Here is a 19931-nt window from a genome sequence, read left to right as displayed (position 1 = left end):
AGACGCATGCCGGACACGCCCAGCGACTCGACCAGCAACTCGACAGGCACGGTCGACCGGGACAGGATCACCGCGGCGCAGGAGGCGGCGGGGATCACGCCGTTGCTGCCGCACGGCGGCGCCGCGGCCGACCTCAACCCCGCGCCGGCGCCCGCGCGCCCGGACGGACGCTCCCACGTCGTGGTGCTCGACTACGGCTTCGGCAACGTCCGCTCGGCCGTGCGCGCGCTCGAGCGGGTCGGTGCCGACGTGGAGCTCACCGCCGACCTGGCGCGGGCCGCCGAGGCCGACGGCCTCGTCGTGCCGGGCGTCGGCGCGTTCGCCGCCTGCATGGCCGGCCTCCGTGCCGTGCGGGGCGACCAGGTGATCGACCGGCGCCTCGCGGGGGGTCGCCCGGTGCTGGGCATCTGCGTCGGCATGCAGGTCATGTTCGACGCCGGCGTGGAGCACGGCGAGCGCGCCGAGGGCCTGGGCGAGTGGCCCGGCGTCGTCGAGCGGCTCGACGCCCCGGTCGTGCCCCACATGGGCTGGTCGCCCGTGGAGGCTCCCGAGGGCTCCCGCCTCTTCGCGGGGGTCGAGCACGAGCGGTTCTACTTCGTGCACTCGTACGCGGCGCAGCAGTTCACGCAGGGGCACGACGGCGACGCGGACCCGCGCTACACGCCGCCGCTGGTCACCTGGGCGCGGCACGGGGCGCCGGGCGCGGAGTCCCGGTTCGTCGCCGCCGTCGAGAGCGGTCCGCTGGCCGCCACGCAGTTCCACCCCGAGAAGTCCGGCGACGCCGGCGCGACCCTGCTCGAGAACTGGGTCCGCTCGCTCTGAGCGCCGTCGACCCGATCACCCCCGCACCCGAACCTGCCGTTCCAGAAGCTGGAGACACCCTGATGACCGACCGCCTCGTGCTGCTGCCCGCCGTCGACGTCGCCGACGGCCAGGCCGTCCGCCTCGTGCAGGGGGAGGCCGGCTCGGAGACGTCCTACGGCGACCCGCTGGCCGCCGCCCGCGACTGGCAGGCGGGCGGCGCCGAGTGGATCCACCTCGTGGACCTCGACGCGGCGTTCGGTCGCGGCTCGAACGCCGACCTCCTCGCGCAGGTCGTCGCGGAGCTCGACGTCCAGGTCGAGCTGTCCGGCGGCATCCGCGACGACGCCTCGCTCGAGCGCGCGCTCGCCACGGGAGCCCGGCGCGTCAACATCGGCACCGCCGCCCTGGAGGACCCGGAGTGGACCGCCCGCGTCATCGCCGAGCACGGGGACGCCGTCGCCGTGGGCCTCGACGTGCGCGGCACGACGCTCGCCGCCCGCGGCTGGACCCAGGAGGGCGGCGACCTGTGGGAGGTGCTCGCCCGCCTGGACGACGCCGGCTGCTCCCGGTACGTCGTCACCGACGTGACCAAGGACGGCACGCTGCGCGGCCCGAACGTCGACCTGCTGCGAGAGGTCGCCTCGCGCACGCCGGCCAAGGTGGTCGCGTCCGGCGGCATCTCCTCGCTCGCGGACCTCGAGGCGCTGCGCGCCCTGGTGCCGGACGGCGTCGAGGGCGCCGTGGTGGGCAAGGCCCTGTACGCCGGGGCGTTCACGCTGCCCGAGGCGCTCGACGTGGCGGGCCGGCCGTGACGGCCGGGGACGGCCGGGCCCTGCCGGGCCACCTGAAGTCCATCCAGCCGACGTCGCAGTTCGCGGGCGACGACGGCTCGGCCGACCCGGAGCTCGCCGCGCTGCTGGTCGCGCACGCCGCGGGCACGGGGTCGCTGGAGGACGTCGTGCGGCGCCTCGCCGTGACCCGTGTGCTGGTCCCCGTGCTCGCCGAGCTGGCCGTCGCCGACGTCGTCGAGCACGAGGGGCCCGCGGGCACGCAGGAGCTGCACGTCGACAAGGAGGCCGCGGCCGGCGTGGTGGCGATCGAGGCGCCCGACGGTCGCCGCGCGCTCCCCGTCTTCACGTCGGTCGGCGCGATGACGGCCTGGCGGCCCGACGCCCGTCCCGTCCCGGTCGAGGCGGCCCGCGCGGCCCTCTCGGCGGTGAGCGAGGACTGGTCGCTGCTGGTCGTGGACCCGGCCGGGCCGGCCACCGCCCTCGTGCCCCGGCCTGCGGTCTGGGCGCTCGCCCAGGGCGAGGAGTGGCGCCCGGCGCTGGTCCCCGCGGGCCCGGACGGCGCCCTCGACGTGGACCCGGAGGTCGCGGCCGCGGTCGCGGACGCCGCGGCGCCGGTGCAGCACGTGGTGCGCGCGCACGCCGAGCGCGGACGCCGCGCGGAGGTCGCCGTCGTCCTGGCCCTGGACCCGGGGCTGGACCGGCCGGGGCTGGACCGCGTGCTCGCGCAGGTGAACGCCCGTCTCGGCGCCTCGACGGTGATCTCCGGCCGCGTGGACTCGCTCGAGCTGCGGGTGGGCGCGGCGCGCTGACCCGGCGTGCTGACCCGGCGTCGCCGGGCCTCCTAGCCGGTGGGCGTCGCGGACGGGCTGCCGGACGGCTGTGCGCACGGCGGCAGCGCCCGGAAGCCGTCGGCGTCGTCGAGCAGCCGTTCCAGGGTGGAGAGCGGCACCAGCAGCGAGCGGCCGTCGGAGGTCTTCGCGTACACGACGCCGATCACCCGCCCCCGCGTGTCGAGGGCGGCCGACCCCGACGAGCCCGGTTCGACGGGGGCGTCGGTGAGCAGCACCTCGCCCAGGTTCTCGTGCAGCGGGTCGGTCGTCGGCCCGATGACCTCGCCGGCGGTGATCGTCAGCTCCCCGCCCTCGGGATAGCCGACCACGGTGACGGCGTCGCCGGGCCGCGGGTCGGCCTCCGCGAGCGTCGGGTAGCTGGGCAGCGGGTCCGCGGTGCGCACGAGGGCGAGGTCGGCCAGGGATGCGCTGCCCGCGGCGGAGACCTCCAGGTCGCGCCCGTCGTAGGTGCTGACCTCCAGGGACTCCGAGTCCGCCACGACGTGGCGGTTGGTGACGAGGGTGTGCGCGTCGACGGCGAAGCCGGACCCGGTCGACAGGCCGTCGCAGCCGACGTTCCGGATCCGCACGGCCATGCGCTGCACGGCGTCGAAGCCGTCGGGGGACAGGCCCTCCGCGTCGTCGGGGGAGAGCGACGCCGGGGCGGACGGCGCGACGCGCGTCGGGACGACGTCGTCCGGGACCGCGGGCGGGAGCGCGGGGAGCACCCCGCAGCCGGCGAGCGTCGCGGCGAGGAGGAGGGCCGGCGCCGGGCGCAGGCCGCGCGCGCGGCCTGGCCGGGTACCTGGCCGGGTACCTGGTCGGGTCACTGCTCGAGCTCCTGCTCGAGCTGGTCGTTCGCCTCGGAGGCCTGCCGGCACAGCGTCTCGACGTCGGAGGCGAACCGGTCGAGGTCCTTCGCGTCGTAGGAGCCGCGGTCCTCGAGGTACGTGATGAGCTGCGACTGGGCGTCGACGCAGTCGCCGAGCGCCGTGGTCACGACGCCCGCCGCCTCGCTCACGCGCCGCTGGTAGTCGAGGTACTGCTGCGAGGCGACGTTCTCGTCCCCGAGCTGGGCCTTCTCGTTGGCGAGGTCGGTGATGCGGGCCGTGGCGGTCGCGAGCTGCTCGCGGGCCGCGACCAGCTCGGCGTCGGTGGCGTCGAGCTCGGCGTCGAGGGACGCCACCCGGTCGGCGTACCCCCGCGCCTCGTCCTCCCAGGCCGCGCTGTGCGCCTGCCAGCGCGTGGTGGTCACCCACAGGTACGCGCCGATGCCGAGCGCCCCGGCGAGCAGCACGGCCAGGACCGCCACGACCGGGCGGCGGTCGCGGCGACGGACGGGTGCGCCGCTCCCCGCAGGGGGTGGCGAACGGTCCGGGGGCGGCGGCCAGGCGGACGGGGCGGACATCTCAGACGACGGAGCCCGTGAACTTCTCGCCGGGGCCCTCGCCGGGCGCGTCCGGCACGACCGACGCCTCGCGGAACGCGAGCTGCAGGGACCGCAGGCCGTCGCGCAGCGAGCGGGCGTGCTGGTTGCCGATGTCGGGGGCGCTCGTCACGACGAGCGCGGCGAGCGCCGTGATCAGCTTCCGCGCCTCGTCGAGGTCCAGGTGCCCCTGGGCGTCGGCGTCCTCCGCGAGGCCGCACTTCACGGCGGCGGCGCTCATGAGGTGCACGGCCGCGGCGGTGATGACCTCGACCGCGGCGACGTCGGCGATGTCACGGGTGGCGTCGTCGGCCGCGGCGTCGGCGGTGGAGGGGGTCGCGGGGGTCGCGGTCGCGGAGTCGGTGGAGATGGCGTCGGGCGAGGTGCTCATGGGGTCCATCTTCGCATCGGGCGGGACCGTGACGGCCCGGGGGGACGGCCGAGGCCGGGCCCCCGCGGGGACCCGGCCTCGGTGAGCGGCGACGGCGGACGCGCGTCGCCGTGCCTGTCGCGTCAGATGCCGACGGGCTCGACGTCCGGGCCCGAGCCGGCGGCGGCCGGCGACGGCACGTGCCCGGCCGACACCTCGGCGCGGAGCTTGGCGCCGAGCTCGGCGTCGACGTTCGTCCAGTACTGGAAGAACCGCTCGCGGATCTCGTCGATCGTGATGGCGAGGCCCTGGCCGGTGAGGGTCTCGAGGAACCGCGCCTTGGCGCCGTCGTCGAAGACCTCGCGGTACAGGGTGCCGGCCTGGCCGAAGTCGTCGTCCTCGGCGTGCAGGGTCTGCGCGGAGCGCAGCAGCGCGCCGTCCGACTCCCACGCCGCCTCGACGCCGAGCAGCGGGTCGGCCACGGGGCCGCCGGCCTCGCCGAACGAGTTCGGCGTGTACACGCGGTGCTCGGCGCCGTTGAAGTGGTACTGCATGTTGCCCTGGTGCATGTAGTTCGCGACCGGGGCGGCGTGCGGCTGGTTGACCGGCAGCTGGTTGAAGTTCGTGCCGATGCGGTGGCGCTGGGCGTCCGGGTAGGAGAACACGCGGGCCATGAGCATCTTGTCCGGCGAGATGCCGGTGCCCGGCACCTGGTTGCCCGGCGAGAACGCGGCCTGCTCGATCTCGGCGAAGAAGTTCTGCGGGTTCCGGTTCAGCGTGAACGTCCCGACCTTGATGCGCGGGTAGTCCTTCTTCGACCAGGTCTTCGTCATGTCGAACGGGTTGAAGCGGTACGTCTTCGCGTCCTCGTACGGCATGACCTGCACGTAGACGTCCCACGAGGGGAAGTCGCCGCGGTCGATGGCCTCGTACAGGTCGCGGCGGTAGTAGTCGGCGTCCTCGCCGGCGATGCGCTCGGCGTCCTCCGCCGACATGTGCTCCACGCCCTGGTTCGACAGGAAGTGGTACTGCACCCAGAAGCGCTCGCCCTCGGCGTTGACCCACTGGTAGGTGTGCGAGCCGTAGCCGTTGAGGTGCCGCCACGACTTCGACAGGCCGCGGTCGCCCATGACGTAGGTGACCTGGTGGGCCGACTCGGGGGAGAGGGTCCAGAAGTCCCACTGCATGTCGGCGTCGCGCAGGCCCGAGGCGCCGAGGCGCTTCTGCGAGTGGATGAAGTCCGGGAACTTCATCGCGTCGCGCAGGAAGAACGTGGGGGTGTTGTTCCCGACGATGTCGAGGTTGCCCTCGGTGGTGTAGAAGCGCAGGGAGAAGCCACGCACGTCGCGCCAGGTGTCGGGGGAGCCCTGCTCGCCCGCGACGGAGGAGAAGCGCAGCAGCGTCTCGCTCGTCGCGCCCTTCTGGAAGACCGCGGCGCGGGTGTACTGCGACACGTCCTCGGTGATCACGAGCTCGCCGAAGGCGCCACCGCCCTTGGCGTGCGGGTTGCGCTCGGGCACGCGCTCCCGGTTGAAGGAGGCGAGCTTCTCGACCAGGTAGCGGTCGTGCAGGACGGTGGGCCCGTCCGCGCCCACGGTCAGCGAGTGCGCGTCGCTCGCGACCGGGGTGCCGGTCTGCGTCGTCGTGAACGGCGTCGTCATGAGATGACGTCCTTTCTCAGGGGGGTTCCGGTTCAGAAGGTCGTGCCGTGGCCGGCCGCCGGGACGGGGTCGGCGGCCGAGCGTCCGGCACAGTCGGGGCACAGGCCCCAGAAGGTGACCTCGGCGAGGTCGACGGCGAACCCGTGGGACGCGCTGGGCGTCAGGCAGGGTGCGTGACCCACGGTGCAGTCGACGTCGGCGACGGCGCCGCACGAGCGGCACACCACGTGGTGGTGGTTGTCGCCGGTGCGGCGCTCGTAGCGCGCGGGGTGCCCGGCCGGCTCCATCCGGCGCAGGAGGCCGGACGAGGTGAGCGCGTGCAGGCAGTCGTAGACGGCCTGCACGGACACCGAGCCGAGGTCGGCCCGCACCGCGCGCACGACGTCGTCCGCGGTGGCGTGCGGGTGCTCGGAGAGCGCGCGCAGGACGGCGAGCCGGGAACCGGTGACGCGCAGGCCCCGCTCCCTCAGCAACGTCTCGTCCGTCCTCGCCGTGGTCATGGCCGCGACCCTGCCACACTTTCTGGAACGATTCCAGTAAAGGTCGTGGCAGGGTCGGCCGAGACGCTCGCCACACCGGCCGGACGGGCGGCGATCCCGTGCTAGCCTTGACAGCTGACCGACCTGGGTCCGTCCGTACGCCGCTCCGCGGAGCGTCTGCAGGGCTCAGGTGCATCAAGTGGATCTCATCCCACCCGAGCACCGACCGAGCGCCCCCGGCGCCGACAGGAGCCGGGTCCCGGTCGGACGTCCCTCGTGGACGTCCGCCTCGGTCGTCGGAGCGTTCGCGCCCCGGCGTCGGTAGATGGCCTCCACCTGTGCTCAGGTCGGGGGCCTTTCCCGTCCCTGGCGGTCTACCGACGAGTTCCTAGGAGCATCACCATCAGCGAGCCTCGCATCAACGATCGGATCCGCGTCCCCGAGGTCCGACTCATCGGCCCGGGCGGGGAGCAGGTCGGCGTGGTCGCCACGGGAGTCGCCCTGAAGCTTGCCCAGGACGCCGACCTCGACCTCGTCGAGGTGGCCCCGGACGCCCGTCCGCCCGTCGCCAAGCTCATGGACTACGGCAAGTTCAAGTACGAGTCGGACATGAAGGCGCGCGAGGCGCGGCGCAACCAGGCGAACACGGTCCTCAAGGAGATCCGGTTCCGCCTGAAGATCGACCCGCACGACTACGGCACCAAGAAGGGCCACGTCGTGCGCTTCCTGGAGGCCGGCGACAAGGTCAAGGTCATGATCATGTTCCGTGGTCGTGAGCAGTCCCGCCCCGAGATGGGCGTGCGCCTGCTGCAGCGCCTCGCGGAGGAGGTGTCGGACCTCGGCTTCGTCGAGTCGATGCCGAAGCAGGACGGCCGCAACATGACCATGGTGCTCGGCCCGGTGAAGAAGAAGGCCGACGCCAAGGTCGAGCAGCGCAAGCGGTCCAGCGAGATCAACGCGCAGCGCAAGACCAAGTCCGAGGTCAAGGCCGAGGCCCGCGCCCAGGCTGCGCCCTCGCAGCCGACGCCGGAGCCCGAGCCGACGGAGCCCGAGCCGACGCAGCCCGAGGTCGAGGTGCAGGAGGCGCCGGCCCCCGAGGCCGTGCAGCCGACCCCTGCACCGGTCGCCGAGGAGAAGCCCGCCGCTGCTCCGGCGAAGGCTGCCGCTCCGGCCAAGCCGGCCGCCGCTCCGGCCAAGCCGGCCGCTGCTCCGGCCAGGCCGGCCGCCGCGCCGAAGCCGGCCGCCGCGACGCCGAAGCCCGCGACGCCGAAGCCGAGCACCCCTCGGCCGGCCGCGCCGCGGCCGCCGAAGCCGAGCCCCCGCGCAGGGCGCTGAGGCCGAACACACACGACCATCTGGCACCGGGCCGCTCGCCGGCCCCGGTCCGCACCACGTCCCCGCCGGCCGGCGGGTGACCGACACGAGGAGAGACGGCAGTCATGCCGAAGAACAAGACGCACTCCGGCGCCAAGAAGCGTTTCCGGGTCACCGGCAGCGGCAAGATCATGCGTGAGCAGACGAACGCTCGCCACTACCTCGAGCACAAGTCCAGCCGCCGCACGCGTCGTCTGGCCCAGGACCAGGTGGTCTCGGCCGCCGACGTCAAGACCATCAAGAAGCTGCTCGGCAAGTGAGCCCTCGGCGGCCACCCGCTCCCGGTGACACCGAGGAGCACGGCCGCCGGGTCCACTTCCGACCCGACACTGCAAGGAGCATCACGTGGCACGCGTGAAGCGGGCGGTCAACGCCCACAAGAAGCGCCGTACGACCCTCGAGCGCGCCAGCGGCTACCGCGGCCAGCGTTCGCGCCTGTACCGGAAGGCGAAGGAGCAGGTCACCCACTCCCTCGTCTACTCGTACCGCGACCGCAAGGCGAAGAAGGGCGACTTCCGCAAGCTGTGGATCCAGCGCATCAACGCTGCGTCCCGCGCGCAGGGGCTGACCTACAACCGCCTCATCCAGGGCCTCAAGGCCGCTGAGGTCGAGGTCGACCGTCGCATGCTCGCCGAGCTCGCGGTCAACGACGTGGCGGCGTTCAACGCGCTCGTCCAGGTCGCCAAGGACGCGCTGCCGGCCGACGTCAACGCGCCGAAGGCCGCCTGAGCCACCGCTCAGCACCCGGACGCCCGGACACCCCCGACCTGTCGATGCCGCGCATGATCTCAGGCATCCCCGACGTGACGCTCGCGAACCCGCGGGCGGACCGGGTCAAGCAGGTCAGGGCGCTGTCCGGGCGTCCTGCGCGTTCCCGGCACGCGCAGTACCTCGTCGAGGGCCCTCAGGGCGTGCGCGAGGCGGTCCGCCACGCGGCCCACGACGTCCGGGACGTCTATCTGACGCCCGCCGCGGCCGAGCGCTACGACGAGATCCTGCGCGACGCCCTCGACGCCGGGCTGCACCTGCACGTCGGGACGCCCGAGGTGCTGGAGGCGATGAGCCCCGACGCCCAGGGCGTCCTGGCGGTCGTGCGGGCACGGTCGTACGGACTCGACGAGGCGGTGGCGTCGTTGGCCACGGCGCGGGCCGCCGAGGGGCGCTCGCTGCTCGTCTCCGTGCTGGCCGCCGTGCGCGACCCGGGGAACGCAGGCACGGTGATCCGCGCGTCCGACGCCGCCGGCGCGGACCTGGTGGTCCTCGCGGGCCACAGCGTCGACCCGCACAACCCGAAGGTGGTGCGGTCCACGGCCGGCTCGCTGTTCCACCTCCCGGTCGTCACCGGGGCGTCGCTGGCCGAGGCCGTCGCCGTCCTCCGGTCCGCCGGCTGTGTCGTCCTCGCCGCCGACGGCGCGGGGACCCACGACCTGGACGACCTGCTCGACGTCGCGGGCGCGGCCTCGCGAGAGCCCGACCAGCCCGACCTCTCCGGCTCGACGGCATGGGTCTTCGGCAACGAGGCCTGGGGTCTGCCCGAGGCCGACCGTGCCCTCGCCGACGCGGTCGTGCGCGTGCCGATCCGCGGCCAGGCCGAGTCGCTCAACCTCGCGACCGCCGCGACCGTCTGCCTGTACGCCAGCGGGCGCGCCCAGCGCTAGGGCGCGTCTCCTGGACGGGCGTCGAGGCGCGCGGCAGACCGACCAGGTGACGTCTTCCCGGTACCGTGTGTCCGGTCCTCGACCTCGTGCTGCGGACGCTGCCGGAGGCCGCCGCGCCAGGTTCTTGACGCGGTTCTTGACGCGGCGGCCTCCGGTCACAGGGTTCGTCGGACGTCGTGGGCGTCGGTCGAGCGAGGCGTCAGGCAGGAACCCTGTCGAGGAAGCCGCGAACGTCGCGGATGCGCTGGTCCGCGTCGACCACGAGGACGTCGAAGCCGATCACGACCGGCTCCTCGCCGGCCGGTCCGAGGCCCCACTGGAAGCGGACCTGCTGATGGTGGGCGTCGATGTCGCCCACGGGGGTGAAGATGAAGCCGGGGAACTGAGCCTGGACAGCCCGAATGGTCGTCTCGACCGCTTCGCGGCCCTGCGCCTCGGCGAGCGGGTCGACGTAGGCGCAGTCCTCGGCCCAGTGGCTGGTGAGGAGCTCGGCGCGGGCCGACGTGTCGGTGGCGTTCCAGGTGTCGAGGTAGCGGGTCACGATCTCGTCCATGGCGTCTTCCCTTCTCGAATGACGTTGCACCCGAAGACTCGCCGCTCGTCGACCGTCCGGTCGATGACCTCTGAGGTCATGGTCGCCTTCGACAGGCGCCGCCTACGCTCCTCCCATGACCTCGACGGTGATGGCTCCATCGGTCGGCAACGAACTGCGCCGTTGGCGTGAGCTGCGGTCCTTGAGCCAGCTCGCGCTCGCCACCCAGGCGGAGGTGAGCACCCGGCACGTGAGCTTCGTCGAGACCGGAAGATCCCGGCCGACCCCGGAGATGATCCTCCGGCTGGCCGAGGTGATGCGGGTACCCCTGGGCGAGCAGAACCGCCTCCTGCTCGCGGGGGGCTTCGCTCCCCGTTACGCGCACCGTGCCACCGACGACGAGGCGCTCGCGCCGGTGATGGCCGGGTTGCGGTCCTTGTTGGACGCCCACGCGCCGTACCCGGCGTTGCTCCTCGACGACCGTTGGGACGTGGTCGACGCCAACCGGCCCGTCGACGCGCTGGTCGCCGGCTGCGACCCGAGGCTGCTCGAGCCTCCGCTCAACGTGATCCGGCTCTGCCTGCACCCGCGAGGACTCGCACCACGCATCCGCAACCTGCCCACCTGGCGAGAGCACCTGCTTCACCAGCTCCAGCAGCGCATCGCCCGCACCGGCGGCGACCACGACCTGGTCGCGCTCCGGGAGGACGTCGTCGACTACCCCTGCGACGGTGAGCCCCCCACCCGACCATCGGCCGACCCTGTCGTCCCGCTGGAGATCGAAGCGGGTGGGGAGGTGCTCCGGATGTTCAGCGTGGCCAGCCAGATCGAGAGCGCCTCCGACGTCACCCTCGACGGCCTGCACCTCGAGACCTTCCTGCCTGCCGACGACCACACGCGCCGGCTGCTGAACCCCTGACGTGCGCCCGAAAGGCCGTGGCGGGTCCGTCCGCTTCTCGGTCGGCCGTCGAAGGTGGTCTCGAACGCGTCGCGGGCCGTGACAGCGAGTCACCGAACGGGCGACGCGCCTGAGCCCCGCCGGTCCGCTCGCCCCTCGGCGCGGTCCCGGATGCCGCGCAGCATCGCGGCCGACATCACCCAGCTCGCCACCTGCGTGGCCTCGACGACGAGCCGCCCCGCGGCGCCGTGCGACCGGTACCGCTCCCGCACGAGCAGCCGCGTCCCGGCGGACCGTCCGGGCCACGGGCGCAGCACGAACGCCCACGAGAAGTCGAAGGGCGGCGCGCCGTCGGGACCGCCCTCGTCGCCCAGCAGGACCAGGTGGCGCCGCGGCTCCAGCGCGGCCACGCGGAGCCCGAAGCCCTCGGCGAGGTGCACCCGGTCGCCCGGGCCGAGGCGCTGCCACTCGGGCACCACGCGGTCCGCGGAGCGGATGTCCAGGCCCATCAGGCGCTCGATCCGGTCGTAGGAGTAGAACCCGCCGCGGCCGTAGCCGAGCTGCAGCAGCCAGGGCCACACGGCGGCGGCGGGCGTACGGACGCCGACGGCGCGGGTCGCGACCACGTCGGCCGACGGCACGAGGTCGTCCCCGGGCAGCGGCTGGTCGGCCTCCAGGGCGGCCGTGCCCCAGGTCTGGGTCATGCGCCGGGTCAGGAGCGCGGCGCCGACGCCGGCGACGGCCAGGGTCGTGCCGGCGAGCGCGCGGCGGGTCGTGGGCATGCCCCCAGCCTGCCGCGGGGCCTAGCATCGCGCCATGCGCCTGTTCACGGCCGTGTACCCGTCCGCCGAGGCCCTCGCCCACCTGGAGCTCGCCCTCGCCGGCGTGGGCGGCGCGTCCGTCGCGGACCCGGGCCGCGGGCTGCGCTGGGTGCCGCCCGAGCAGCGTCACGTCACGCTGGTCTTCCACGGCGAGGTGCCGGACGGGGCCGTGCCGGACTACGTGGACGCGTTGGGCGACGCGCTGGCCGACGTGCCGCCGTTCGAGCTGGCCCTGAGCGGCGGCGGCACCTTCGGCGGCCGCACGCTCTGGGTGGGTGTGGCCGGGTCGGTCGACGACCTGAGGCGCGCCGGCGAGGTCGCGCAGGACGCCGCCGTCGGCGCGTCGGGCCTGCCCGCCGCGGACCGCACGTCGGGACGGCCGCACCTCACGGTCGCGCGGGCGACCGCTCGTGCGACCGTTCCTGCCGCGGCGGGCCGGCGGCGGGTGGACTCCGCACGCGGAGGCACGCGGGGGCCGCGCGGGCGGGAGGCCGACGCGTCGCCGCTGGTGCCGTGGGCGCGGGCGCTCGCCGTGTACCGGGGGCCGTCGTGGCGGGTGGACGCCGTGCACGTCGTCGCGTCCCGGCTCGGGGAGGGGCGGTCGGGCGGGCCGCTGCACGAGGCCGTCGCCGAGGTCCCGCTGGCCGGCGCCGCCTAGGGCGCGTCGGCCGCGCCGGGCGAGGCGTGCTGGACGTCCGCCAGGCGGTGCACGGTGTCCCGCGTCGTGCGGTACAGCTCCCGGTAGCCGTCGTAGAGGATGTCGTAGCGCGCCGCCCGGGCAGGGTCCGGCTCGATCCGGGTCGTCAGGGGGTTCCACCGCGCGATGTCGACCTCCGCCACGGCGGACGCGGCGAGGTAGGCCGCGCCGAGGCACGCGCCCGACGACCCGTCGGCGAGGACCTGGGGGAGCCCGGTGACGTCGGAGACGATCTGCGGCCACAGGGCGCCCTGCGACCCCCCTCCGACGGCCACCCCGCGCAGCGCCGGCGCTCCGGCGCCGCGCAGGAGCTCGAGGTTCTGGCGGACGCCGAAGGCGGTCGCCTCGAGCGCCGCGCGGTACACGTCCCCCCGGGAGTGCTCGAGCGTGAGCCCGGCGATGACGCCGCGGGCGTCCGGGTCGTGCAGCGGGGTCCGCTCGCCGGCGAAGTACGGGAGCATGAGGAGGCCGCGGCTGCCCGCCGGGGAGCGCTCGGCCTCCGCGACCAGCTCGCCGAACCCGGGGCCGCCGAACAGCCCGCGCAGCCAGCCGGTGACCGCCCCGCTGGTGGCGGTGCCGGCCGTGAGGTCGTACGTCCCGGGCCGGACACCGACCGCCGACCAGAGGTCGCGGTGGTGCAGCAGGCGGTGGCCCGACGCGATCATGAAGAGCGTGCTGCCGTACATGAGGGCGACGTCGTCCGGGGCCGTGGGGACGCTGGCAGCCTCCGCCCAGGCGTCGATCGTCCCGAGCACGACGGGGGCGCCCTCGGGCAGGCCGGTCCGCCGCGCGGCGTCGGCCGTGACCTTCCCGGCCACGTCACCGGGCAGCCCGAGCGCGGGCAGGGTGACCTGGCCGCGCAGCCGGTCGGCCCAGCGCTCGTGCCAGGTGCCGGCGCGCAGGTCGTAGAGCGGCGCGGCCTGGCTGGCCGACGTGTGGTCGAGGCGGTAGACGCCCGTGAGCCTCCAGACGAGCCAGGACGACGGCATGAACAGGCGGCGGGCGCGGGCCCAGACCTCCGGCTCGTGCTCGGCGACCCACGCGAGCTTGGGCCCCACGGCCTGGCTGGAGAGCCGGGAGCCGGTGGCCCGCTCGACGGCCTCGGCCCCGAGCTCTGCCTCCAGCCGGTCGATCTGCGCGGACGCGCGCGTGTCGACGCCGTAGAGGATGGCGGGGCGCAGGGGCGTGCCCGCCGCGTCCGTGAGGACGGCGCAGGGGCCGACGCCGCTGGTGCCCACCGCGACGACGGGGACGTCGCACCGGCGGCGCAGCCGCGCCGTGAGCTCCGCGAGCTCGTCCCACCAGACCTCCGGGTCCATCTCGACGTGCCCGGGACGAGGGCGGTCGGGCTCGTGCTCGATCGTGGCGCGCGCCAGCACACGACCGTCGAGGTCGACGAGCACCGCCTTCGCGCTCGAGGTCCCGATGTCGACGCCGAGGACGGCCCCGGTCATGGGCGGCGCGCCGCCGGCCGGTCGAGCGCCTCGAGCAGGGCGCGCGCCGTCGGCGCGTCGGTCACGAGGGAGCGCACGAGTCCGGCCCGCACGGCGCCGACGATGCTGGGCACCTTCTCGACGCCCACGGCGACGCCGACGCACCGGTCGAGCCCCTGGAGCAGCTCGCGGGGGGTGCGCACCATCCGGTCGCTGCCGGGGAACTCGATCGCGGCGCCGGCGGCGTCGAAGAAGTTCATGCACACGTCCCCGATGGCGTCGCGGAACGTCGACGCGTCCGCAGGGATCGAGCGGGAGATCGAGTTCCGGGTGGCGGTCGGCGCGCCGATGCCGACCACGGCGGCGCGGGCGGACCGCCAGAGGCCGATCACGTGCCGGAAGGTCGGGTCCTCGTCGAGCGAGCGGCGCATCGGGACCGTGGGCAGCACCTCGGTGAACAGGAACGCCGGGAAGGCGCCCGTGCTCTCGGCGGCAAGGCGGGCGATCTCGTTGGTCTGGTACCAGGCGACGGGCTCGCTGAGGCCGCCGACGGTCGGGACGACCTGCACGCCGGTCATCTTGGGCAGCGGCTCGCGCACGACCTCGTAGACGGTCCGCCCGGACGAGAGCAGCAGCACGTCGCCGGGCTCCAGGCCCATGTCCTCGATCTCCGCGCCGACGGCGGGGGCGAGGTCGGGGCCGAGCCGGCTGGGATGGACGGGCGGCACGACGCGGGCGCCGTCCAGGCCGAGGGCCTCGCGGAGGCGCGCGGCGAGCACGCCGCGCTCGTCGGAGCGGGGGTCCACGACCTCGATGCGCACCAGGCCGAGCCGACGCGCCTCGGTGACGAGCCGGCTGACGGTGGGGCGCGAGACGTCCAGGCGCTCCGCGATGGCGGCCTGCGTCTCGTTGTCGACGTAGTACATCCGCGCCGCCTGGTACGCCAGGTCGGCGGCGGTCACCTCGTGATCGCTCCGGTGCTCGCTCCGGTGCTCGCTCAGGTGGTCCGTCCGGTCAGGCCTCGCGTCGTCGCGCTCGCTCACGGTGCTCCCAGGGTCTCGGGACGTCGTCGGACGACGGTGATTCTTCCCCTTCCGCGCGCCCGGCGCTCCGCTCCTGAACAAGTGTGCGTGACAAATGTTCACGGAGTGGCTACGGTGGCCGCGTCCGGAACCCAGAGCCAACGGAGGCCAGACCCGTGCCCCTCGTCACGAACGCCGAGACCACCCTTCCCGAGACCATGCGCGCCGTGGTCGTCCACGGTCCCGAGGACTACCGACTCGAGACCCTCCCCGTGCCCGTCCCCGGGCCGGGGGAGCTCCTGCTGCGCGTCGACGCCGTCGGCGTCTGCGCCAGCGACCTGAAGTGCTACCACGGCGCCGCGAAGTTCTGGGGCGACGAGCACCGCCCGGCCTGGGCGCAGAAGGGCGTGACGCCCGGCCACGAGTTCGCCGGCACCGTCGTCGCGGCCGGCGACCAGGGCGCGCTCGACAAGCGCGAGGCCGCGCTCGGCGACCGGCTCGCCTGCGAGCAGATCGTGCCCTGCTGGGAGTGCCGGTACTGCCTGCGCGGCGCGTACTGGATGTGCGGCCCGCACGACATGTTCGGGTTCAAGGGCTTCAACGGGGCCATGGCCGAGTACGTGCTGGTGCCGGAGCGGGCCCTGACGCACCAGGTCGACCCCTCGATCGCGCCGCAGCACGCCGCGTTCGCCGAGCCGCTGTCCTGCTCGATGCACGCCGTCGAGCGCGGCGGGATCCAGCTGGACGACGTCGTCGTGGTGGCCGGCGCGGGCCCGATCGGCCTCGGCGCCATCGCCGGCGCCCGCCAGAAGAACCCGTACCTCGTCGTCGCGCTCGACATGAGCGACGCCAAGCTCGAGCTGGCGAGCAAGGTCGGCGCCGACGTGACGATCAACATCACGACCGAGGACGCCGTCGCGCGGGTCAAGGAGCTCACCGGCGGCTACGGGGCCGACGTCTACATCGAGGCCACCGGCCACCCGTCCGCCGTCGCGCAGGGCCTCGACCTGCTGCGCAAGCTCGGCACCTTCGTCGAGTACTCGGTCTTCAAGGACGACGTGACCGTGGACTGGTCGATCCTCTCGGACGACAAGGAGCTCGACGTGCTGGGCGCGCACCTCGGTCCGCACTGCTGGCGCCCCGCCATCAAGCTCATCGAGTCCGGCACCCTCCCGCTCGAGGAGGTGTGCACGCACCAGTTCCCGCTCGAGCGCTTCCAGGACGCCCTCGACCTGGTCGGCGACTCGGCGGGCGGCTCGGTCAAGGTGTCGATCGTCCCGTCGCTGCCCTGACCTCGCCCCACCGCCACGGATCCGACCGTTCGAAGGAGAACCATGTCTGAGACCACGACGCGCGACGACGCGCCGTCGCCGGCCACCGAGTCCCGGCTGGAGCGGATGGGCATCCCCCGCTCCGTCGCGTGGGGCTATCTGGGCGTCCTGCTGTTCATGACCGGGGTCGGCGTCGACTCCAACTTCATCACCCCGCACCTCGTTGAGGCGCTCGGCAGCCCCGAGGCGACCGTCGCCACGATCATCACGGCGTACAGCCTCACCGTGCTCGTGGGCAGCTATCTGTCCGGGGCGCTCGCGGACCTCCTCGGGCCGCGCAAGGTGATGCTGCTCGGGTTCGGCGTCTGGGTCGTCTTCCAGGCCCTGTTCCTCGTCGCCCTGGACAGCGGCAGCTTCTGGGCGGTCGCGCTGACCTACGCGATCCGGGGCTTCGGCTACCCGCTGTTCGCGTTCGGCTTCCTGGTCTGGGTGAACGTCGCCACGCGCCCCGAGCGCAACGGCTCCGCCGTCGGCTGGTTCTACGTCGCGTTCACCGGCGGGCTGCCCACCCTCGGCTCGCTCTTCGCCATCGGCGCCATCCCGACGTTCGGCGGCGGGTTCGCCGGCGAGGCCGGTGCGATGTGGGCGTCGCTGCTCCCGGTGACGCTCGGCTTCCTCGTCGCGTGGTTCGGCGTGCGCGACCCGCGCGGGTCGCGCCGGATCGCGCCCGCCGGCGACTCGGCCTCGACGGTCATGCTGTCCGGCCTGTCGCTGACGGTGCGCAGCCCCAAGGTGCTCATGGGCTTCCTGGTGCGTCTCATCAACACCGCGCCCCAGTACGGCATGTTCATCGTGCTTCCCGCCGTGATCGCCGACGAGCGCGGCTGGGGCCAGGCCCGGTGGCTGACGATGACCGTGCTCGTGTACGCGACCAACATCCTCGTCAACGCCCTCTTCGGGTGGATCGGCGACCGCATCGGCTGGCAGCGCACGGTGAAGTGGTTCGGCGTGTTCGGGTCGTCGCTCGGCCTGCTCGCCTGGTGGTACGTGCCGCAGCTCGTGCCCTACGGCTCCGACTGGGGCTTCTGGGTCGCGACCGCCGCCGGGTGCGTCTTCGGCTGCCTGCTCGCCGGGTTCGTCCCGATGGGCGCGATCATGCCGGCGCTCGCCCCCGAGCGGAAGGGCGCCGCGATGGCCATGTACACGACCGCCGCGGGCGGGGCCGCCTTCCTGGGCTCGGCCGTCGTCGCGCTGGGCTTCGCCGTCGGCCTCGGCGGCCAGGGCATCGTCTGGATGTTCGTGGCCCTCTACGCCGCGGCCTTCGTCATGGTCGGCCGGCTCACCGTCGACCAGCCGGGGCACGCCCCCGCACCCCGCGCGGCCGCCGTGGCGGCCCGCTGACGACCGCGCCGTCGTCCCCTGGTACCTCCCCGTACGACCCACGAACGAAGGACGCTCCCATGACGAGGATCTTCGACGACCCGGAGGAGTTCGCCGACGACCAGCTCGCCGGATTCCTCGACCTCTACGCCGACCGCTTGCGCGGCGTGCCCGGCGGCGTCGTGACGCTGCCGGACGGCGAGCCGCAGGTCGCCGTCGTGATCGGCGGCGGCTCGGGCCACTACCCGGCCTTCTGCGGCACGGTGGGGTCCGGCCTGGCGCACGGCGCCGTGGTCGGCAACATCTTCACCTCGCCGTCCGCGGCCCAGGCGTACTCCGTCGCGAAGGCGGCCGACCAGGGGCGCGGGGTGGTGCTCAGCTTCGGCAACTACGCCGGCGACATCATGAACTTCGGCATCGCCGCCGAGCGGCTGCGCAAGGAGGGTATCGACGCGCGGGTCGTCGTCGTGACCGACGACGTCGCGTCCGCCGAGGACCCCGAGCAGCGCCGCGGCATCGCGGGCGACTTCTCCGTCTTCAAGGCGATGGGCGCCGCGGCCGCGGCGGGCCTCGACCTCGACGAGGTGGAGCGGGTCGGCCGCACGTCGAACGCCGCGACCCGCACGCTCGGCGTGGCGTTCTCCGGCTGCACGATGCCGGGCGCCGAAGCCCCCCTCTTCCAGGTGCCCGCCGGGCACCTGGGTCTCGGCCTCGGCATCCACGGCGAGCCGGGCATCGAGGACGTCCCCCTGCTGCCGGCGGAGAAGCTCGCCGGCCTCCTCGTGGAGCGCCTCCTCGCCGCGGCGCCGGACTCGTCGTCGACGCGCCTCGCGCCGGTGCTCAACGGCCTCGGCACCACGAAGTACGAGGAGCTCTTCCTCCTGTGGCGGCACGTGGCCCGGCTGCTGCGCGAGCGGGGCTTCACCCTGGTGGAGCCGGAGGTCGGCGAGCTCGTCACGAGCCTCGACATGGGCGGCGTGTCCCTCACCCTCCAGTGGCTGGACGACGAGCTGGAGCGGTGCTGGACGGCCGACGCCTACGCCCCGGCGTACCGCAAGCAGCGTGCGCCCCTCGAGCGGCTCGACGCCTCGGGGCGCGGGGGTGCCGCCGAGGGCGTGGCCCAGGACGAGGCCGTGCCGCCGGCGAGCGACGCCTCCCGGGCGCTCGCGGGCGCCGTCCGCGACGGGCTCCGTGCCCTGCACGCGGTCGTCGCCGAGCACGAGGAGGAGCTCGGCCGCATCGACGCGGTCGCCGGCGACGGCGACCACGGCCGAGGCATGCTCAAGGGCGCCAGCGCGGCCCTGCGCAGCGCCGAGCAGGCGCCGCCCGAGGCCGGTGCCGCCTGGCTGCTCGGCCGCGCGGGGCGGGCGTGGGCCGAGCAGGCCGGCGGCACCTCCGGCGTGCTCTGGGGCGCCGCGCTGGAGGCGTTCGGCGGGTCGCTCGGGGACGACGGGGACGTGTACGACCCCCCAAAGGTCGCCGACGCGATCGACGCGTTCGCCGAGTCCGTGCAGGACCTCGGCCGCGCGCAGGCTGGGGACAAGACCCTGCTCGACGCACTGCTGCCGTTCGCCGCGTCGTTCCGTGAGCAGGCGGGGGCCGGCGCCCCGACGAGGGACGCCTGGGCGGCGGCTGCCGACGCGGCGACCGAGGGTGCCCGCGCCACCGCGGACCTGCGTCCGCGCGTCGGGCGGGCTCGGCCGCTCGCGGAGAAGTCCCTCGGCACCCCGGACGCCGGCGCGACCTCGTTCGCGCTCGTCGTCACCCGCGTGGGCGAGGTCCTCGCCCGCGACTGAACAGACCCATCAGCACCTGGCGGCGCCCGCAGCACCGGCGCGGCAGGAGAAGGAGACACCGGCATGACAGCAACGGACGACAGCGCGACCGAGGCGGGCGCGGGGCTGCGCCTCGTGGTCGGGTCCGACGACGCGGGCTTCGACCTCAAGTCCCTCCTCGCGGGGGACCTCGCCGACGACCCCCGCGTCGCGACGGTGACGGACGTCGGCGTGGGTGCCGACGGGCACACGGCGTACCCGCACGTCGCGGTCGAGGCGGCCCGGCTCGTCGCGGCCGGCGAGGCCGACCGGGCGCTCCTGGTCTGCGGCACGGGCCTGGGCGTCGCGATCGCGGCGAACAAGGTGCCCGGCGTCCGCGCGGTGACGGCGCACGACTCGTACTCGGTCGAGCGCTCCGTGCTCAGCAACGACGCGCAGGTGCTCTGCCTGGGGCAGCGGGTCGTCGGCCCGGAGCTCGCCCGCCGGCTCGTGCGCGAGTGGCTGGGCTACGCGTTCGACCCCGCCAGCGCGTCGGCGGCGAAGGTCGAGGCGATCTGCGGCTACGAGGTCGCCTGAGACGTGACGAGACCGGCGTGTCACGCCTCCCGTGCCATCATGGGAGGCGTGACACTCCGCGACCGCCGATTTACCGGGCCCGCCACGGGCCCGGCCCCGGCGACGCGCGCGCGCTGAGCGCGGCACCGCGGAC

22 protein-coding genes are annotated in these 19931 nt (G+C 74.4%); 13 read left to right on the top strand and 9 right to left on the bottom strand.

The window, feature by feature from the left end; genetic code table 11:
* Positions 1–6: 6 nt before the first annotated feature.
* The 3 genes from hisH to ACFQ8E_RS19640 all read left to right on the top strand — a co-directional run bounded on the left by hisH (position 7) and on the right by ACFQ8E_RS19640 (position 2404).
* Positions 7–822 carry an imidazole glycerol phosphate synthase subunit HisH gene (hisH, locus tag ACFQ8E_RS19650; RefSeq protein ID WP_430552250.1) on the top strand — a complete coding sequence of 272 codons (816 nt, stop codon included), beginning with the start codon at positions 7–9 and terminating at the stop codon, positions 820–822.
* 62 nt (positions 823–884) lie between these two features.
* The gene (priA, locus tag ACFQ8E_RS19645; protein ID WP_429762153.1) at positions 885–1616 is read left to right on the top strand and encodes a bifunctional 1-(5-phosphoribosyl)-5-((5-phosphoribosylamino)methylideneamino)imidazole-4-carboxamide isomerase/phosphoribosylanthranilate isomerase PriA; all 732 of its coding nucleotides are present in this window, start codon (positions 885–887) and stop codon (positions 1614–1616) included.
* Positions 1613–2404 (top strand): SseB family protein, encoded by a 792-nt coding sequence (locus ACFQ8E_RS19640; protein ID WP_430552249.1) that lies wholly within the window; start codon positions 1613–1615, stop codon positions 2402–2404. Before priA ends, ACFQ8E_RS19640 begins: the two co-directional genes overlap by 4 nt.
* 32 nt (positions 2405–2436) lie before the next feature.
* Here ACFQ8E_RS19640 and ACFQ8E_RS19635 read toward each other — a convergent pair whose 3' ends face one another.
* The 5 genes from ACFQ8E_RS19635 to ACFQ8E_RS19615 all read right to left on the bottom strand — a co-directional run bounded on the left by ACFQ8E_RS19635 (position 2437) and on the right by ACFQ8E_RS19615 (position 6382).
* Positions 2437–3255 (bottom strand): S1C family serine protease, encoded by an 819-nt coding sequence (locus ACFQ8E_RS19635; RefSeq protein ID WP_430552248.1) that lies wholly within the window; start codon positions 3253–3255, stop codon positions 2437–2439.
* The gene (locus tag ACFQ8E_RS19630) at positions 3252–3737 is read right to left on the bottom strand and encodes a hypothetical protein (RefSeq protein WP_430552247.1); all 486 of its coding nucleotides are present in this window, start codon (positions 3735–3737) and stop codon (positions 3252–3254) included. The genes ACFQ8E_RS19635 and ACFQ8E_RS19630 overlap by 4 nt, the downstream gene beginning before the upstream one ends.
* Before the next feature lie 97 nt (positions 3738–3834).
* Positions 3835–4242, bottom strand: coding sequence for a DUF1844 domain-containing protein (locus tag ACFQ8E_RS19625; RefSeq protein ID WP_430552246.1), 408 nt, complete (start codon positions 4240–4242; stop codon positions 3835–3837).
* A 122-nt stretch (positions 4243–4364) separates the two neighbouring features.
* On the bottom strand, positions 4365–5882 hold the full coding sequence (locus tag ACFQ8E_RS19620; RefSeq protein WP_430552245.1) for a catalase: 1518 nt from the start codon (positions 5880–5882) through the stop codon (positions 4365–4367).
* Between the two features lie 32 nt (positions 5883–5914).
* Positions 5915–6382, bottom strand: a complete 468-nt coding sequence (locus tag ACFQ8E_RS19615; protein ID WP_430552244.1) for a Fur family transcriptional regulator — start codon at positions 6380–6382, stop codon at positions 5915–5917.
* A gap of 315 nt (positions 6383–6697) precedes the next feature.
* On the opposite strand from ACFQ8E_RS19615, the gene infC reads away from it, so the two are divergent.
* The 4 genes from infC to ACFQ8E_RS19595 all read left to right on the top strand — a co-directional run bounded on the left by infC (position 6698) and on the right by ACFQ8E_RS19595 (position 9393).
* Positions 6698–7696 carry a translation initiation factor IF-3 gene (gene infC / locus ACFQ8E_RS19610; RefSeq protein WP_430552303.1) on the top strand — a complete coding sequence of 333 codons (999 nt, stop codon included), beginning with the start codon at positions 6698–6700 and terminating at the stop codon, positions 7694–7696.
* A 104-nt stretch (positions 7697–7800) separates the two neighbouring features.
* Positions 7801–7995 (top strand): 50S ribosomal protein L35, encoded by a 195-nt coding sequence (gene rpmI / locus ACFQ8E_RS19605; RefSeq protein WP_079576291.1) that lies wholly within the window; start codon positions 7801–7803, stop codon positions 7993–7995.
* An 85-nt stretch (positions 7996–8080) separates the two neighbouring features.
* On the top strand, positions 8081–8464 hold the full coding sequence (gene rplT, locus ACFQ8E_RS19600) for a 50S ribosomal protein L20 (protein ID WP_430552243.1): 384 nt from the start codon (positions 8081–8083) through the stop codon (positions 8462–8464).
* Positions 8465–8517: 53 nt separating this feature from the next.
* A complete protein-coding gene (locus ACFQ8E_RS19595; RefSeq protein ID WP_430552242.1) occupies positions 8518–9393 on the top strand; it encodes a TrmH family RNA methyltransferase in 876 nt (291 codons plus the stop codon).
* A 199-nt stretch (positions 9394–9592) separates the two neighbouring features.
* On the opposite strand, the gene ACFQ8E_RS19590 is transcribed toward ACFQ8E_RS19595, so the two are convergent.
* Positions 9593–9946 carry a nuclear transport factor 2 family protein gene (locus ACFQ8E_RS19590; protein WP_430552241.1) on the bottom strand — a complete coding sequence of 118 codons (354 nt, stop codon included), beginning with the start codon at positions 9944–9946 and terminating at the stop codon, positions 9593–9595.
* 115 nt (positions 9947–10061) lie between these two features.
* Here ACFQ8E_RS19590 and ACFQ8E_RS19585 point away from each other — a divergent pair, with 115 nt between their 5' ends.
* Complete coding sequence (locus ACFQ8E_RS19585; protein WP_430552240.1) at positions 10062–10844, top strand: helix-turn-helix domain-containing protein; 783 nt, start codon at positions 10062–10064, stop codon at positions 10842–10844.
* An 89-nt stretch (positions 10845–10933) separates the two neighbouring features.
* On the opposite strand, the gene ACFQ8E_RS19580 is transcribed toward ACFQ8E_RS19585, so the two are convergent.
* Positions 10934–11605: an SRPBCC family protein gene (locus ACFQ8E_RS19580; RefSeq protein ID WP_430552239.1), complete on the bottom strand. Its 672-nt coding sequence runs from the start codon at positions 11603–11605 to the stop codon at positions 10934–10936.
* Positions 11606–11639: 34 nt separating this feature from the next.
* On the opposite strand from ACFQ8E_RS19580, the gene ACFQ8E_RS19575 reads away from it, so the two are divergent.
* Complete coding sequence (locus ACFQ8E_RS19575; protein WP_430552238.1) at positions 11640–12302, top strand: 2'-5' RNA ligase family protein; 663 nt, start codon at positions 11640–11642, stop codon at positions 12300–12302.
* On the opposite strand, the gene ACFQ8E_RS19570 is transcribed toward ACFQ8E_RS19575, so the two are convergent.
* Both ACFQ8E_RS19570 and ACFQ8E_RS19565 read right to left on the bottom strand, forming a co-directional pair.
* Positions 12299–13795, bottom strand: a complete 1497-nt coding sequence (locus ACFQ8E_RS19570) for an FGGY-family carbohydrate kinase (protein WP_430552237.1) — start codon at positions 13793–13795, stop codon at positions 12299–12301. The two genes, ACFQ8E_RS19575 and ACFQ8E_RS19570, sit on opposite strands and share 4 nt — an antisense overlap.
* Positions 13792–14736: a sugar-binding transcriptional regulator gene (locus ACFQ8E_RS19565; protein ID WP_430552236.1), complete on the bottom strand. Its 945-nt coding sequence runs from the start codon at positions 14734–14736 to the stop codon at positions 13792–13794. Before ACFQ8E_RS19565 ends, ACFQ8E_RS19570 begins: the two co-directional genes overlap by 4 nt.
* Positions 14737–14972: 236 nt before the next feature.
* Between ACFQ8E_RS19565 and ACFQ8E_RS19560 the strand changes: the two genes are divergently transcribed.
* The 4 genes from ACFQ8E_RS19560 to ACFQ8E_RS19545 all read left to right on the top strand — a co-directional run bounded on the left by ACFQ8E_RS19560 (position 14973) and on the right by ACFQ8E_RS19545 (position 19798).
* Positions 14973–16088, top strand: coding sequence for a zinc-binding dehydrogenase (locus ACFQ8E_RS19560; protein WP_430552235.1), 1116 nt, complete (start codon positions 14973–14975; stop codon positions 16086–16088).
* Between the two features lie 42 nt (positions 16089–16130).
* Positions 16131–17468: an MFS transporter gene (locus ACFQ8E_RS19555; RefSeq protein WP_430552234.1), complete on the top strand. Its 1338-nt coding sequence runs from the start codon at positions 16131–16133 to the stop codon at positions 17466–17468.
* Between the two features lie 59 nt (positions 17469–17527).
* Positions 17528–19243 (top strand): dihydroxyacetone kinase family protein, encoded by a 1716-nt coding sequence (locus tag ACFQ8E_RS19550; RefSeq protein WP_430552233.1) that lies wholly within the window; start codon positions 17528–17530, stop codon positions 19241–19243.
* A 63-nt stretch (positions 19244–19306) separates the two neighbouring features.
* Positions 19307–19798 carry a ribose-5-phosphate isomerase gene (locus ACFQ8E_RS19545; protein WP_430552232.1) on the top strand — a complete coding sequence of 164 codons (492 nt, stop codon included), beginning with the start codon at positions 19307–19309 and terminating at the stop codon, positions 19796–19798.
* Positions 19799–19931: the final 133 nt, after the last annotated feature.

The sequence above is a fragment of the Isoptericola sp. NPDC056573 genome (assembly GCF_042793335.1).
In the GTDB taxonomy this organism is placed as follows: Bacteria; Actinomycetota; Actinomycetes; order Actinomycetales; family Cellulomonadaceae; genus Isoptericola.
The sequence above is the reverse complement of the archived record's forward strand: the minus strand, read 5'-3'. Positions and strand labels throughout refer to the sequence as shown.